Source organism: Myxococcus sp. MISCRS1, from assembly GCF_026626605.1.
GTDB lineage: Bacteria > Myxococcota > Myxococcia > Myxococcales > Myxococcaceae > Myxococcus > Myxococcus fulvus.
The window spans coordinates 6,105,746-6,121,297 of record NZ_JAPNKB010000001.1 but is presented as its reverse complement, the minus strand read 5'-3'; the positions used below and the strand labels follow the sequence as shown (position 1 = coordinate 6,121,297).

At 72.3% G+C, this 15,552-nt stretch carries 11 protein-coding genes; 4 read left to right on the top strand and 7 right to left on the bottom strand.

The features are described from left to right. Positions 1-301: 301 nt before the first annotated feature. The 4 genes from OWM54_RS24315 to OWM54_RS24300 form a co-directional block, all read right to left on the bottom strand. On the bottom strand, positions 302-1,273 hold the full coding sequence (locus OWM54_RS24315) for a hypothetical protein (RefSeq protein WP_267699040.1): 972 nt from the start codon (positions 1,271-1,273) through the stop codon (positions 302-304). Between the two features lie 221 nt (positions 1,274-1,494). Continuing rightward, complete coding sequence (locus OWM54_RS24310; RefSeq protein WP_267699039.1) at positions 1,495-3,342, bottom strand: sensor histidine kinase; 1,848 nt, start codon at positions 3,340-3,342, stop codon at positions 1,495-1,497. 387 nt (positions 3,343-3,729) lie between these two features. Continuing rightward, positions 3,730-5,529, bottom strand: coding sequence for a response regulator (locus tag OWM54_RS24305; protein WP_267699038.1), 1,800 nt, complete (start codon positions 5,527-5,529; stop codon positions 3,730-3,732). A 180-nt stretch (positions 5,530-5,709) separates the two neighbouring features. Then, positions 5,710-8,451, bottom strand: coding sequence for a TonB-dependent receptor domain-containing protein (locus OWM54_RS24300; RefSeq protein ID WP_267701163.1), 2,742 nt, complete (start codon positions 8,449-8,451; stop codon positions 5,710-5,712). Between the two features lie 435 nt (positions 8,452-8,886). Here OWM54_RS24300 and OWM54_RS24295 point away from each other — a divergent pair, with 435 nt between their 5' ends. Then, on the top strand, positions 8,887-9,138 hold the full coding sequence (locus OWM54_RS24295) for a hypothetical protein (protein WP_223751933.1): 252 nt from the start codon (positions 8,887-8,889) through the stop codon (positions 9,136-9,138). A 3-nt stretch (positions 9,139-9,141) separates the two neighbouring features. Here OWM54_RS24295 and OWM54_RS24290 read toward each other — a convergent pair whose 3' ends face one another. After that, on the bottom strand, positions 9,142-9,612 hold the full coding sequence (locus tag OWM54_RS24290; protein WP_324289143.1) for a helix-turn-helix domain-containing protein: 471 nt from the start codon (positions 9,610-9,612) through the stop codon (positions 9,142-9,144). A 569-nt stretch (positions 9,613-10,181) separates the two neighbouring features. On the opposite strand from OWM54_RS24290, the gene OWM54_RS24285 reads away from it, so the two are divergent. Both OWM54_RS24285 and OWM54_RS24280 read left to right on the top strand, forming a co-directional pair. Continuing rightward, positions 10,182-11,321 (top strand): protein kinase domain-containing protein, encoded by a 1,140-nt coding sequence (locus OWM54_RS24285; RefSeq protein WP_267699037.1) that lies wholly within the window; start codon positions 10,182-10,184, stop codon positions 11,319-11,321. Between the two features lie 119 nt (positions 11,322-11,440). Beyond that, on the top strand, positions 11,441-11,812 hold the full coding sequence (locus OWM54_RS24280; protein WP_267699036.1) for a response regulator: 372 nt from the start codon (positions 11,441-11,443) through the stop codon (positions 11,810-11,812). Positions 11,813-11,831: 19 nt separating this feature from the next. On the opposite strand, the gene OWM54_RS24275 is transcribed toward OWM54_RS24280, so the two are convergent. Both OWM54_RS24275 and OWM54_RS24270 read right to left on the bottom strand, forming a co-directional pair. Further along, positions 11,832-14,276, bottom strand: coding sequence for a PAS domain S-box protein (locus OWM54_RS24275; RefSeq protein ID WP_267699035.1), 2,445 nt, complete (start codon positions 14,274-14,276; stop codon positions 11,832-11,834). 118 nt (positions 14,277-14,394) lie between these two features. Continuing rightward, entirely contained in the window at positions 14,395-14,646 is a 252-nt protein-coding gene (locus OWM54_RS24270) for a hypothetical protein (protein ID WP_143097427.1), read from the bottom strand. A gap of 215 nt (positions 14,647-14,861) precedes the next feature. Here OWM54_RS24270 and OWM54_RS24265 point away from each other — a divergent pair, with 215 nt between their 5' ends. Beyond that, positions 14,862-15,551, top strand: coding sequence for a response regulator (locus OWM54_RS24265; RefSeq protein WP_267699034.1), 690 nt, complete (start codon positions 14,862-14,864; stop codon positions 15,549-15,551). Position 15,552: the final 1 nt, after the last annotated feature.

Genomic DNA, 15,552 nt, shown 5'->3' with positions numbered 1-15,552 from the left:
GCCAGTCCCCCGCCAGACGTGCCCTCGGGTCCCCCCCGTCATCCCGGCGCACACGTCCGCCCGCCTGGTCAGGAACCAGGGGCAGTCGACTCACCGAGGAGGGGGACCCGGGCTTCGGAGACTTCGGGGGAAGTCCCTCGCGAAGACCTGGGCGTGCTGAATGGGGGAAGGCTCGACTCGCGCGTCCGGGACAGACGCTCGGGGTGCTGCTTCATCGGGAAGGGGGAGGACACCCGGGGTTGGGCCTCACGCTTCCGCGCGGCGCGGGGAGCCGCGTGTCATGGGCGTGTCGCCAGGAAGCTCACTGGCAGGTGCCGCAGTCCGCCTTGCAGCTGTCCGGCGTCACGCCCGTGCCGCACTTCTCGGAGACCTGGCAGACGCCGTCGCCGCAGCGGTAGATGTCCTGGGGACGGATGCGCGTGACGAGCGGCTTGTACTCGACGCCGTTGTACGTGCAGCGCGAGTAGTGCGTGCGCGTCGCGTCCAGCTGGCAGTGGTCCAGGCAGGAGCCCACGTGCTGGATGGTGGGCGCGCACGCCGCGTCGCCGCTCCACGACGACAGGCCGCAGGTGCGCACCGTGCTCTGGTCATAGGCCAGGTAGTTGGCGTCGTTCGCCGCGAAGAGGCCCTCGTTGTTGAACAGGTTGCCAAAGAAGCACGCCTCCTTCTGGCTGTACGTCTGGACCTCCTCCGTCGTGGTGGGGATGCTCACGTTCGTCGCGCCGCGCCCCTGCACGGAGATGTTCACGTGCACACCGAACTTGTTCGCGTGCGCCGCCAGGCACGCGGACACCACCTGCTGCTCCGCCACCGACGCGGGCTGGTTCGTGGTGGACCAGGTCGGCGCCAGCCCCAGTGAGCCGGGCCACGAGTACGTCGTTCCGTTATGGGTGTACGTCAGGGTCTGGGAGGACGACAGTGCGCAGCGGGCCACGTAGCGCATCAGCTGGTCGCCCGCCGCCGGGTTCGAGCTGAACCATGTATTGAACAACCCGTTCGTCGACAGCCCGTTGGTGGAGAGCCCGTTCGTCGACAAGCCATTGGTGGACAGGCCGTTCGTCGACAGCCCGTTGGTGGAGAGCCCGTTCGTCGACAAGCCGTTCGTCGACACCAGGCCGGCTTCGTGGGTATCCACCGACTCGCTCGGGTCGACCGGGCTCACGCCCTCCGGGCCACAGCCGACGGCGCCGGCGAGGAGCGCGGGCAGGGCCCACGCGCGGACGAGACGGGACGAGAAACCACGAGACTGGGAACGGATGAAGGACAAGCGCATGGGACAAGCTCCGCGTTGGGGGTCACCGCGGCACCTCCGCGGCTGAGACAACGGGTAGTCCCTGTCGCCGGAGGTGACAGGTGTCCTCACGTCCAATTCCTGGGAGGAAGTCCTTCGCCAGACAGCGTCAGCGTGAGACGGCTGACGCTTGCGCCGTGTATCGCCTCACGGTGGACGGTGATTCACGGGCCGTGACACACCGCGAGCCGTGCGTGAAACATCTACCGGCTCGCGCGTCGCGCGTCGCGCGGGAGCGTCACGGTGAAGGTGGTGCCGTCCAGCTCGGAGGAGCGCACGTCCACGCTGCCGCCATGCGCGTGGACGATTTCCCGGACGATGAAGAGGCCCAGGCCCAGCCCGCCGCGGCGCCGGCCCTTCTCTCGCGCGGCGCCCGCCTGACGGAACGGGTCGAACAGCGTCGCCAGCTGCGGCGCGGGGATGGGCGCCCCGGGGTTGTGGACCTCCACCACCTGCCGGGTCTCCAAATCCAGACATCGCAGCAGCACGGGGGCATCCTGGGCGCCGTGCTCCAGGGCATTACCCACCAGGTTGCTGAGCACCTGCGCCAGCCGGTCCGCGTCCCAGAGCCCGTCGGAGCGGCCGTCCACGTCGAAGGCGATGTAGCGGTCCGGATGCACCGCCGACAGCTCCTCCACCACCTGTCGACACACGTTGGACAGGTTGGCCGGCGCCACCTGCAAGGGGATGCCGCCGGACAGCCGCGCGCGCGTCAAATCGAGGATGTCCGAAATCATGGTGCCCATGCGCTCGGCGCTCGCCTCGATGCGCTGGGCCATCTGCTGTTGGGTGGAGCTCAGGGGCGCGCGCCGGCGCAGGGCGCGCGCGGACAGCGTTATCGCGTTGAGGGGGTTGCGCAAGTCGTGGCCGAGGATACCGATGAAGCGCTCGCGGAACTCCGCCTCCTCCGCCAGCCGCTCCAGCGTGCGCTTGCGCTCGGTGATGTCCATCATGGAGCCAATCATCCGCACCGGCCGCCCGGCCGCGTCGCGCGACAGCACGCCCCGGTCCAGGACGTGGACCCAGCCGCCGTCGTCCTTGCGGAAGCGGTACTCCGCCTGCCACGCGTCCTCGTCGGACGCGATGAAGTCGTGCAGGCCCCGGGACACCGACTCCCGCTCGTCGGGGTGCAGCCGCTGGGTCCACCACGCGAAGTCGTGGTCCGCCGCCTCCGGGCCGTAGCCGAACAGCTCCTCCTGGCCCCCGTCCCAGCGCACCCGGCCCGTCTCCAAATCGCAATCCCACAACACGTCATGGGTGGCGCGCGCCGCCAGCCGGTAGCGCTCCTCCGCCTCGCGCAGCACCGCCTCCGCCGCCTCGCGCTCGGTGCAGTCCGCCACCACCCCCACCATGCGGTGGGGCCGCTCCTCCTCGTGGAAGCTCTGGCCCACCGCCTCGTACCAGTGCGTGGTGCCGTCCTGGTGACGGCAGCGGAACTTGAGCGAGTACGCGCCGTCCATCGCCAGCGCCTGCTCGATGCCCCGCGCCACCCGGGGCCGGTCCTCCACCACGACGCAGGACAGGAAGGACGGCAGCGAGCCGCCCAGCGCGCCCGGCGACTGGCCGAAGAAGCCCGCCGCGTCCTGGGACCAGGTCACCGCGCGCCGCGCCTCGGTCCACTCCCACGCCACCATGCGCGCCTTGGACAAGGCCTGTCGCAGCAGCTCCTCGCGAGCCAGCGCGTCGCGCGCGGCCTCCAGCGCCGCCTCCGCCCGACGCCGCGCCTCGCGCTCGCGCTCCAGCGCGCCCTCCACCACCGCCGGGTCCTCCCCCTCCGGCTCCAGCAGCCACAGCACCAGCCCTTCCGCCTCCCTCATACCCACCACCTGGAAGCGTCCACGCAGCCCGTCGCGCGTCAGCCGCAGCGTCGCGGCCAGGGGCACGCCGGACGACGCCGTGCGCACGCACGCCTCCAGGTCCACGCCGCCCAGCCCCTGCTGGGCCCAGCGCGAGACACACGAGGGCACGCCCCAGTCGCGCACCAGGTGCTCCGCGGCCGCGTTGAGCGACGCGCACTCGAAGTCGAGCACCTCTCCCGAGCTCCCCCGCACGGCCTCCAGGCGGATGCACGGGGCGGGACTTGCGGCATGGAGCGACCGTGCCAGGGCAGGCCCCGGCAGCGACGACAGGCTCACCATCGACTTCCCCCCGGCGAGCAGCACCCCTGGAGCCCACGTGCCGGGACCGGGGCGCGCACCGCGCGTTGGCAGAGAGTGCCATGTCCGAGGTGTCGCGAACTTGTCCTCGGGTACAGCCCTTCCCGCAGTGCTCACCCGTAAGCACTGCGCTGGCGAGACTGACTCCGCCCCACGGCCCCGATGCCCCCAGGGCGCGGCCCCCTACCGACCCGCGCCCCGAAGCAAAATGCACCCCGGGTGACACCCGCCACTGCCCCCCAGGGCAGGAAGGCGCCGCACCCACAGGGGCCAGGACCTGACTCACCCGGTCAGTCGGGGCAGGCGGACCGTGAAGGTCGTCCCGTCGGACGGGGAGGACACCACGTCCACGCTGCCCCCATGCCCCCGGACGATGTCCCGGACGATGTAGAGCCCCAGGCCGATGCTGCGGCTGGACTGCCCCTCCTTGAGCGAGCCGCGCGTCATCGGCTCGAACAGCCGCGACAACAGCTCGTGCGGAATCGGGTCCCCGCCGTTGTAGACGCTGATGAGCGCGTGGCCCCCTTCCGCGAACGTGCGCAGCCGCACGGGCGCGCCCTGCGGGCTGTAGGCCAGCGCGTTGGAGAGCAGGTTCGTCAGCACCTGGGCGATGCGGTCCGGGTCCCACTCCCCGCGCACGTCCGACGCCACCTCCACGTCGACATGCCGCCCGGGGTGGGCCACCTGCACCTCGTCCAGCACCTGGGTCACCACGTCCTTCAGGTCCGTGGGCTGGCGGTGCAGGGCGATGCCGCCGCCCAGCCGCGCCTTGGTGAAGTCGAGCAGGTCGCGAATCATCCGCGCCGCGCGCTCGGAGGCCTGGCCGATGCGCTGCACCGTGCGCTTCTGGCTGTCGGACAGCTCGTTCTTCTTCTCCAGCAGCCCCACCGACATGGAGATGGCGGCCAGGGGGTTGCGCAAATCGTGGCTGACGATTCCCACCAGCTGCTGCTCGAACTCCGAGCGCCGCCGCAGCTCCTCGTGCACGCGGCGCTCCTCGGTGACGAGGCGCACCTGCTCCAGCGCCTGCGCGCACGCGTGCGCCAGCGCGGAGAAGAACGCCCGGTCCATCTCCGTGAACAGCCGCGCCCGCGCGAACGACAGGCCGATGACGCCCAGCGCCCGGCCCTTCACCAGCAGCGGCAGCGCGATGGCGGACTCGTGGATGCCGTGCGCGTTGAGGTGCGGGTAGCGCTCGGTCCACTCCTCCAGCGAGCCCAGCCAGATGGGCTTCTGCTCGCGCACCGCCTCCGTCAGGGGCACGCGCTGGGACAAGGGGATGCGCCGCCAGCGCGACAGCACCTGCTCCGGGTAGCCCACCGCGTCCACGATTTCGAGCGCCTCGCCGTCATCGCTCAAGAGATTCACCGCGCCCGCCTTGGCGCCCGCGGCCACCAGCCCCTGCTCGAACAGGGCCCGGCACACCTCCGCCACGGTGCTCGCCTCCGACAGCCGCGCGGTGAAGTCGCGCAGCCGGTCGATGTGCCCCGCGGCCCGGTGCGCCAGCTCCCGCGCCTCCGCCTCCTTCTGCCGGAGCAGCTCCGCCTGCGCCCGCACCTGGTGCTGCGCGCGGAACAGCTCCACGAAGACGGACACCTTGGAGCGCAGCACCTCCGGCGGGAAGGGCTTCTGCAGGAAGTCCACCGCGCCGGTGGAGTAGCCGGTGACGAGCTCCGTGTCGTCGCGGCCGTACGCGGTGAGGAAGATGATGGGCACGTTGCGCGTGCGCTCGCGCTGCTTGATGAGCGACGCGGTCTCGAAGCCGTTCATCCCCGTCATCCGCACGTCCAGCAGGATGACCGCGTAGTCCTCGCGCAACAGGAAGCGCAGCGCCTGCTCCCCCGAGCTCGCCTTCGTCAGGCGCACGCCGAGCGGCTCGAGGATGGCCTCCAGCGAGACCAGGTTGGCGGGGTTGTCGTCCACCACCAGCACGCCGGGCGCCTCGGCGCCCCGCAGCAGGGTGTTGTCGGAAGCACTGTCCTGCGGCGCGGGGAGGCTGGCCAGCCCCATCACGCCGCGCGGGGACGTCTCCCGCCGCGGCGGCCGTTCCGACATCGTCGTCGCAATCCCTTCGTGGAACATGGCGTCTTCACCTGATGTCGGGCGGTCCACCGTCGAGCCTGGGAGTGTCCATCCGTCCTGGGGGCAGGTCGGCTCCCTTCAACACGCTCCAGGCCCGAATCAAACCGTGCCCTCCCCCTCCTGGGGCAAGCCGCTCGCGGGGAGGGCCGGCAAGCGTGCGCTATCCATCAATCGTGGGGTTCAGTATCGCCCCTTCATCCCCAGGATGGGCAGGACGATGGGCAGCCCCACGGCTTTCTTGGACAGCGGCCGGCCGCCGCCCCCGTCGTACTCGAAGCTCACCGTCTCCTGACTGATGGTGACATTGAGCATGTCCAGGTAGGCCTCCAGGCTGAACGTCTCGTAGACCCAGGCCTTCGACAGGCGCATGTCGAAGCGGAAGAACGGCGGCAGCCGGTCCACCGCGTCCCGGTCCGCCTTCACCCACGACGGCCGGCCCGTGGCGTCGCGTCCCGGGCGGTGCGTCTGGGTGCCCAGCGTCCCGTACTCGGGGCGGCCGGTGTTGAAGTGCAGCACCCCGCCCAGCGTGACGCTGTTGGAGAACTTGTAGCTGAGCACCAGGTTGAGCACGTGCGTCTGGTCGAACGCGAAGGGCAAATCCCCCGTCGCCTCGCCCATGACGTTGCCCTCGAAGTCGTACCGGTAGAAGCGCGTGCGGCGCAGGCTGCGCTGCAGCGTGTACGACAGCCAGCCGAACCAGTTGTCCCCCAGCGGGTGGCGGATGAGCAGCTCCAGGCCGTAGGCCACGCCGCTGCTCTGGAAGTCCGGGAAGTCGATGTCGCCCCGGTCGGGGATGCCGGGCTCCGGGTCCGGCAGCGGCGTCTCCTCGTCCGTCAGGCCCTCGTCGGAGAAGGGCGTGAGCTCAATCGTGCGCACCAGCGGGTTGACGTACGCGTCCACGCCCAGCTCCAGGCCCTTGAAGGCCTTCCACTCGGCGCCCAGCGACAGCTGCACGCCGCGCTGCAGGCCCAACAGCAGGCTGCCCACGTCCACCACGGGCAGGCTGATGAGGGACGTGGGCGGCTGGTGGAACAGGCCCGCGGAGCCCTTGAGCACCAGCGCGTCGTTGAACTGGTGGCGCACGGTGAGCCGGGGCTCCAGCACCGCGTGGTCGATGCCGGGCGACAGGTGGTAGTTGTCCACGCGCAGGCCCGGCACGAAGGACCACCGGGGCGAGGGCTGGTACACCAGCTCCGCCCACGCGCCCATGAACGTGGCCAGCGCCACGGGGGCCAGCTGCTCGGTCTGCTCGTCGGGCGTCAGCTCGTAGAAGTCGACGATGGCGCGCTTGTGGTCCACGTCCCCGCCCAGCCGCAGCGTCACGGCGGGGTCCAACGGCACGGTGTAGCCCGCGCGCGCGGCCCACGTGCCCTGGTCGATGTGGATGGCGGTGGCGTCGCTCGGCGGGTCGCTGCTGACGATGGCGAAGCGGTCCAGTCCCCACGTCACGCCCAGCTCCAGCTCTCCGCCCCCCAGCGGGTGGCGGTGGCGCAGGTCCATGCGGTGGAAGACGATGGACTGCATCGCCGTGTCGCCGAACGCATCCTGGGCCTCGGTGCCGAAGGTGTCCGACGAGCCGAACGCGAACAGCCGCAGCTTGCCCCGGCCCACGTCCTGCTCCACGCGCAGCTGGTAGTCCCAGAAGTCGAGCACCACCTTCTCGTTGAGCCGCCCCGGCGCGGGCGGGTCCTGCAGCTTGTTGGCCGCCAGCGCGATGAGCCACGGCGTATAGGAGTAGCGGCCCGCCACGCTGACGTTGGTGCCGGTGGACGGGAACGGCGTCTCCAGGAAGAAGCCCGCGTTGATGAGGTCCGCGTACGCGCTGCCGTGGACGCGGTCATCGCGCGGACGGCTCAGCCGGCCCTCGATGGCGCCGCCCAGCAGCCGCCCGTAGCGCGGCGGCGGCGAGCCCGGGAAGAAGTCGATGGTGTCGATGAAGTCCGGGTGGATGACGGCGGGGCCGAGGAACAGGTGGAACAGGATGGGAACCCGGATGCCGTCCAGGAAGTAGCCCGTGGCCGCGGGCTGGCTGCCGCGCACCACCGGGTAGGCCACGCCGGACAGCATGCTGCCCACGCCCGGCAGCAGCATGACGACGCGGAACGGGTCGCCCATGGTGCCGGGCACCTCGCGCAGCTCCGCGTCGTGCAGCGTCACGCGGCTGACCTCGGTGCGCTCGCGGTCCGCGCGCACCACCGTCTCGTACGGGTTGATGACCAGCGGCTCCAGCCCGTACACCACCTCCAGCGCCTCCTGCGCCTTCAACACCTCGCGGAAGGTCCCCGCCTTGTGGCCCGGCGCGGACACGCGCACGCGGTGCTCCCCCGCGGGCCAGCGCGCCTGGAAGACCCCTTGCGCGTCCGTCTGCACCGGCGCGTCGGGGACGGCCTCGGACACCAGCGTGGCGCCGACGACGGGGCGCCGGTTGCCCTTGGTGCGCACGCGCCCGCTCAGCGTGACGGGGGCCTGGGCCACGGCGTCGGGCGCGAGCACGGGCGCCTCGAAGCGGTACTCGAAGCCCAGCCGCACCGCCACCGGCTGGCCGTCCACGGTGGCCGGCGTGAAGCGCAGGCCCGGCGCGGCGTGCAGCGCGGCCCGGTCCAGCAGCGGGTGGATGCCCTGGACCAGGGTGGCGGACTCCACCTCGCCGGACGCGTCGATGAGCAGCTCCAGCCGGACGACGCCCGAGACGCGCTCGGCGGCGAGCTGGGGCGGATACGGCGCGGGAGCGTCCTGCGCGAGCGCGGGGGGCAGGAACACGGACCCCGCGTCGGAGGGCCCCGTGTCCACCGTCCAACCCGCGTCCGTGCGCGAGAGGTCCACCTCGGCGGCCACGGGGGGCACGCCCGCGTCGGGGGTGGACGGGGCCTGGGCGCTCGCGCGGCCCACCGGCGCGCACAGCACCAGCAGCCACACCGCCATGAGCACGCGCGGCCAGCGTCCTCGCCGCCGCCTTCCCCGAATCGAATCCGTCACGTCGCTTCTCGTGGGCCCCTCAAGACTCCATGAGGCCAGGGACCCGGCGGGGTGACAAGCGCCCAGGCCGCCGAGGCGTCACCCGGAGAGCACGGGCAATCGTCGCGCGCGCCCCGCGTCCGGTGCCGGACGGAGGGGACGTGGCGCGTCCTGGGGTGAACAACGGGCCTGTCCCGGAGGGAGGGAGGACACCAGAGGGAGGGCTCACCAACTTCCCCGCACTCCGGAGCCCCGCGTCATGCGTTTTCGTCTGTCCCTGTCCTGGTGCCGGCGGGCCGTCATCGCCCCGTCGTCGTCCCCGTCTCCCCTCGTGTCCTCGGCCTCTCCGGTGGGCCGGGGCGTCGTCCTCGCCCGAGCGCGCGCCGCGCGGAGGCTCGCGAGATGATCGCCCCGCCTTCCCTCCGCATCCTGCGAGGTCGCCTGCTCCAGCTGCTGCTGGGCGTGTTGCTGGTGCTGGTGGCGCTGAGCTTCATGCCCGCCGCCTCGGCCGAGTCCACCGCGCGGGGCGCGCTCACCGCGGAGCAGACCCGGGCTCCCCGTGAGACGCCCACGCACCCGGGGGAGTCCGTGCGCCCCGGAGCACCGCTCCCCGAGCGCTGCCCGGCCGACACGCTCTGCCTGCCGAGCCGCTGACGCTCAGCGCTGCGGCAGGATGGCGGCGGCCACCTGGTTGACGAGCTTGAGCTGTCCGCGGGACATGCGCCGCAGCGTGCGCAAGAGGCGCCGCATCTCCGGCAGGTGGTCCTTGTCCCGCGAGTCCTCCTCCCACAGCGCCGCCCCCACCGAGGCCGCCGTCACGAGCCCCAGCCCCACGTCCGCCGACAGCCGCAGCGCCAGGCAGAGCCGGAACAGCGTGGGCACGCTGGGCATCATCTTCCCGCGCTCCATCCGCCCGTAGACCTCCGCGGCGATGCCGATGCGCTCGGCCACGTCCGCCTGGGTCAGCCCCGCGCGCATCCGCGCCGAGCGGGCCTCCTCGCCCACGCTCACCGCCAGCCGCCGCTCCAGCTGCTGACGCGACTGACGGGCACGGTCGCTCGGTCGGCCCTTGCTGGACGCGCGGGACGACTTGCGAGGGGTGGAGGAACCTGCAGGGTGGGTCTTCACCGCGTCAACCTTGTGAGTTCGGACCGAGGCCCCGGCCTGCACCGCCTCAGGCCTCCCTCGGACGTGTGTCCGGACCGGCTTATAACCCACCACGTCATCAGGCGAAATACCGATACGCCGGGTAGTCCTCGGACCCGGGTCCAGCCCTCCCGCCACCCCTCCCACCCCGGCCTCGCGCGTCCACCGCCCTCCCCCCGCCGCCCCTCGGTGGGCCTCGCTCCATCCGACCTGGGACGTCCAGCGTACACCGCTGGACTTCCCTGGCCATCCGGGGCCGCCCTCCCAGGTCCTGGACATCCCTCGGAGCCCACCTCACACCTCCCATTCGCAAAACTGAAAATCAAGACTTCGACCCAAAACTGTTCAAGGTCGGAAACAGGAACCACCCCGGGCAGGGGCTCCACCGTCAGCGGATGGATGGCGCGCGAAAGGAACGGGCGCTGGGAGCCGGCCGCGGTGGACGGGGCACGCACTACCCATGGGGTGACTTCCAGCCGGAGGACGAACATACTTTTCACGGTGCGCCCACGGGCCCATCGGGCCCATCGCCGTCGCAAGGAGAGCCGACCATGTCGCCCCCGTCGTCCGACGCCTCCATGCCTCCGGAAGTCCTGCTGCGCTCCGGCCGCGCGTCGTATGAGCTCGTGAAGTCCTTGGGGGCCGCGCACCATGGGGAGCTGCTGCTCGCCCGTCGTCGCTACGAGGCGGACTTCTGCGGCTACGCGGTCATCAAGCGCCCGCTGGGCGAGGACGCCGCGGCCATCCACCGGCTGCTGGAGGAGGGCCGGCTCACCGCGCTCCTGCACCACCCCAACGTCGTCTCCGTGCACCACCTCAAGGGCCCGGACGACACGCCGGTGCTCGTCTTCGAGCACACGCCCGGCCACCGGCTGGACGCGCTGCTGGAGGCGTCCTCCCGCTCGCACCTGCCCTTCTCGGAGGGCTTCGCGCTCTACGTCGCCGCCGAGATCGCCGAGGCGCTCCACCACGCCCACACCCTCACCGACGAGCACGGCCACCCGCTGCGCGTGGTCCACCGCGACGTGGCGCCCCACAACATCCTCGTCACCGAGCACGGCGCGGTGAAGCTGCTCGACTTCGGCGCCGCCACCTGCGTGTTCTCCGGGGACACAGCGCACGCCGCGCCCCCCGTGAGCCTGGCCTACGCCGCGCCCGAGCACGTCGCGCGCCAGCCGCTGGACGGCCGCGCGGACCTGTTCGGCCTGGGGCTGGTGCTGCTGCAATTGCTCACCGGCCGCCACCTCTTCGAGGGCGCGGACCGCTTCGAGGCCGAGCGCCGCCACCGCCACGAGCGCGCGCTCACCCAGCCGCCGTCCAACGCCGGCGAGGCGCTGGAGGACGCCATGAAGAACGCGGTGGGCCTGGCCGCCGCCCGGGAGCTGCGCCGCCGCATCCGCGCCTACGGCCATGATGATTTGGAGGACGCGCTGCGCTCGGTGCCGGCGGCCTTCCAGCCGCTGCTGAGGGGCACGCTGGCGCCGGCGCGCGAGGAGCGCTTCTCCACGGGCGCGGAGCTGGCGCGGGCCCTGCGGCTGTACGCGCGCCGCGCGGGGCTGGTCTTCGGCCGGGCGGAGGCGCTCGCGGAGGTGACGGGCCTGCGCTACGCGGCGCTGCGCGTGCAGGCGGGCGAGTCCCCGGAGGAGGTGCTGGAGGACAGGCTGCTGCCGGAGGAGGACCCCGCGAGCTGAGCTTCGCTCACCTCCGAATCGCCCGATGTTCACGGGTGGACACCTGGGACGTCCACGCGAGGACGTCTCGACGCGCCGCGGCTGGCGGATGTCGGACGCCGGTACGAGGCTGAGTCTCCATGTGCACGCCCAGCCTCGTCCTCCTGGTGGAAGACCACGTCGACAGTCGGGAACTCCTGGAGGAGTTCCTGACCCTGGAGGGCTTCACCGTGGAGACGGCCGGCAACGGCCAGTCCGCGCTGGAGCGCCTGTCGCGGCTGCCCTGTCCGGACGCGGTGCTGCTGGACCTGATGATGCCGGTGATGAGCGGCTGGGAGCTGATGCGCCACGTGCGCGAGGATGACCGGCTCAAGCAGCTGCCCGTCGTCGTCGTCTCCGGCGCGGGCAACCACCAGGCCCTGCCCGAGGGCATCCAGGGCACCGTGCCCAAGCCGGTGGACCTCTCCGAGCTGCGCGCCACGCTGGCCCGCGTGGTGAGCACGCAGGGCTGAAGGAGGCCCCCGCCCTGCCTCAGGCCGGCGGCGCGCGCGGCAGCGTCACCCGGAACACCGTGCCGGTCTCTTGCGTGGACGTCACCTCGATGTGGCCCCCGTGGCCCTTCACCACCTGCTCGACGATGTAGAGCCCCAGGCCCAGGCCCCCGCTGTTGCCGCCTCCCTGATGGCTGTGGCCCGCGCGGCGGAACGGGTCGAACAGGTGGGGCAGCGCGTCCGGGGAGATGGGCTCGCCCGGGTTGTGCACCTCCAGCACCACCGTGTCGCCCTGGTCCGTCAGCGTGAGGGTGACGGGCACATCCGCCGCGCTGTACTGGAGCGCGTTGCCGCCCAGGTTGCTCACCACCTGCAGCAGCCGGTCCGCGTCCCACTGCCCCTCGTAGCGCCCGCTGCCGCCCGCCACGCGCAGGGTGCGCTCCGGCCACGCGGCCTCCAGCTCCTCCACGCCCTGGCGCACCACGGCGCGCAAATCCCCCGCGGTGCGATGCACGGGGATGCCGCCACCCAGCCGGCCGCGCGTGAAGTCCAGGAGCTCCGAAATCATCCGCGTCATCCGCGCGCTGGAGCGGGCGATGCGCGTGACGAGCCGGCGCTCGCGCTCGGGCAGGGCCTCGCTGTGCAAGAGCTGCGTGGTGGACAGGTGGATGGCGTTGAGGGGGTTGCGCAGGTCGTGGCTGACGATGGCGATGAGCCGCTCGCCGAAGCGCGCCGCCTGCAGCGCGGCCTCCTGGGCGCGCCGGCGCTCGGTGACGTCCGTCAGCGTGGCCACGCCCGCGATGATGTCCCCGTCCCTGTCGCGGATGGGCGCGCTGGAGACGAGCACCGTCATCGAGCGGCCATCCTCGTGCCGCAGCATCCCCTCCTCGCCCTGCACCACCTCGCCCGTGCGCAGGCTGCGCGACAGGGGCCACTGCTCCGGCGCGTACGGGCGCCCGTCCAGGTGGCAGGCGCCGTAGTCCCCCGCGAAGGCGTCCACGCTGGACATGGGCTGGAACGGGCGGCCGGTGAGCGTGGAGACCTGCCGGTTGGCGAGCGCCAGCCGGCCGCTGGCCGCGTCCGCGATGACCACGCCCGCGGGGAGCTGCTCGAGCACCGCCGCCAGCCGCGCGCGCTCCGACTCGATGGTGGACAAGAGCCGCTGCCGGTCCGTCTCCACCGCGCGCCGCTGGGTGATGTCCATCACCGTGGCCACGCGCTGGGACACCTTGCCCGTCTCGTCGCGGAAGGCCGTCACGTGGGTGAAGGCGGGGAAGCGGCTGCCGTCCTTGCGCAGGTGCAGGGACTCGTACTCGTGCGAGGGCTTGGAGCGCGCCGCCGCCGCGTGACGCGGGAGCATGCCGCGCGCCTCCGGGGCGATGACCGTCTCCAGCGGCTTGCCCACCAGCTCCTCGGGCGTGGCCCCGTGCATGCGCGCGAAGGCGGGGTTCACGTCCAGCAGCACGTCGTGCTCGCCGGCCACCACCACCACGCCCACGCCCAGGCGGAAGAAGACCTCCTCCCAGCGCTTGAGGCCCGCCTCGCTCTCGCGAAGCCGCCCCAGCGACACCTCCGCCTCCTCGTGGGCCTCGCGCTCGCGGGCGTGCGCCTGCGCCTGCGCGAGCAGCGCGGTGGCCCGGTTCGCCATCGCGCGGAACAACAACAAGTCCTCCTCGGACAGCTCGCTGGTGGCGCGGCTGCCCATCAGCGCCACGCCGATGAGCGCGTCGTCGAGCACCAGCGGCACGCCGTACAGCGCGCGCACGTCGGAGGTGCGCACCACGTCCGAGCGGGCGCGCACGTCACGGCTCGCGTCGTGCACCAGCAGGGGCTTGCGGGTGGCGGCGATGGTGCCGGCGAAGCCCTGGCCCACCGGGACGCGGCCCCCCACGTCCACGCCCTCACCCACGGCGCTCTCCACGCGCAGCAGGTCGTCGCCCTCGCGCAGCAGCACCACGGCCACGTCCACCGCGACCACCGTCTCGCGCAGCACCTGGAGCAGCCGGGGCAGGAAGCCCGCCACGTCGGGGCTGCCCAGCGCCGCCGCGCTGATGCGGTCCAGCGCCTGGAGCGTGCGCTCGCGCGCGCGGGTGTAGCGGCTGACGGACGCGGCCACCGCCTCGTCCATGGCCTCGTGGAAGATGCGCTCCTCCTCCGGCCGCGGCGTGGCGCTCCCGCGCGAGGACCACAGGCGCAGCACGCACGAGCGCAACAGCCGGTACTCCGCCACCACCTGACGCAGGTCGAAGCCCTCGCCCAGCCGCTCCAGCGCGTGGTGGTCGCTGATGGCGCCCAGCCCCGTCGTCAGCTCCGGGCGGGGCTCGCGCATCATCAACGCGATGGTCTCCAGCAACCGGGGCAGGCCGTTGCGCAGCGCGGGGCCCGCCAGCGCCTGGGCGGCGGGGATGGAGCGCACCTCCACCTCCCAGGCCGACATGATGGCGTCGCGGTTCTTCAGCAGGAAGTCAGCCAGGGGGATGGGCAAGGGCGTGTCGGGGTGGGGTTCCGGGCACAGGGGGTGCCCCGGGTCTAGGTCACTCACGGAGCCCGGACAACCGCCGAGATGGCTTGCGCCATCCAGCCCACACTTCACGCCCTGTCTCTCACCCCCACGGGGAGGTGGGCGCGGTGACCTCCGTCAGCCGCAGCAGGCGGTGCTCCTGCTCCAGCAGGTAATGGACCCGGAAGCCCGAACCCAGGACCACCAGGCCCGCCTGTCCCGGAGACAGGGGACCTTCCAGCGGCAGCCCCGCGGCCAGCGCGGCCAGCTCCCCCTGGAGCTGCTGCCGGACCGGCGCGGAACACTCGCAGAGCGTACACAAGGCCTCGGGCATGAGCTGGAGTCGCAGTGCCATGGTCCATGTCAGGTTGACCACCTCGGCCCCCTGGAACAAGACGTGCCTGGGGTCCAAGGCACTCGTTCGTTTCCAACTTCCACGAATCTGGATTTCCCGCGAGCCGCCGCGCGTCAGTGCCAGGCTGTCCGCCAGCCAACGACGGGATTCGGCGGCCACGAGCGCGAAAAGGTGGCGCGCGCTAATGAGAACGGGTCTCCTCCCCCCCATCCCTCATGTCTCACTCCGTACGCCATCTCCTCCTCGTCGAGGATGACCCTTCCTGGCGGAAGCGGCTGGCCGACGCCGCCCACGCGGAGGGCGTCGCCGTGACCCACGCCTCGGACGGGGTGGAGGCCCTGGACTGGCTGCGCACCCACCCGCGCGCCGGGCACCCCGACCTCATCCTGTTGGACCTGATGCTGCCCCGCATGGATGGATGGGAGCTGTACGGGCAGCTGCGCATGGATGCGCGGCTGCGGCACCTGAACGTGCTGATGTTCTCCGAGGCGCTGCACGGCCAGGAGGTGCCGCTGGGCGGCGTGGTGGGCTACCTGCACAAGCCACCCGTGCCCGAGTCGATGATGGGCGCGGTGCGCTCGCGCCTGCGCTTCGCGGCGGAGCTCCCCGCGCGCGAGCCGGCCGGCGCGTACTCGCTGGAGCTGCGCGAGGACGTGTCCCTGCCGCTGCGCCTGTTGCCCGCGCCGGTGGGACACTCGGTCCGCATGCACCTCTTGCGCGCCGCGGAGCTGGTGGGCTCCGAGCTGCCCATGGCGTCCACGTGGCTGATGGCGCTGCCGGGCACGCCTCCCGCGCTGCTCGTCTCCATCGAGGGCGTGCGCGTGGTGCTGGACGTGGACGACGAGGCCCGCGTGCTGCGCGGCACCTCCGTCGATGTGCCGCCGGACCTGCTCACCCGCTCCTGAG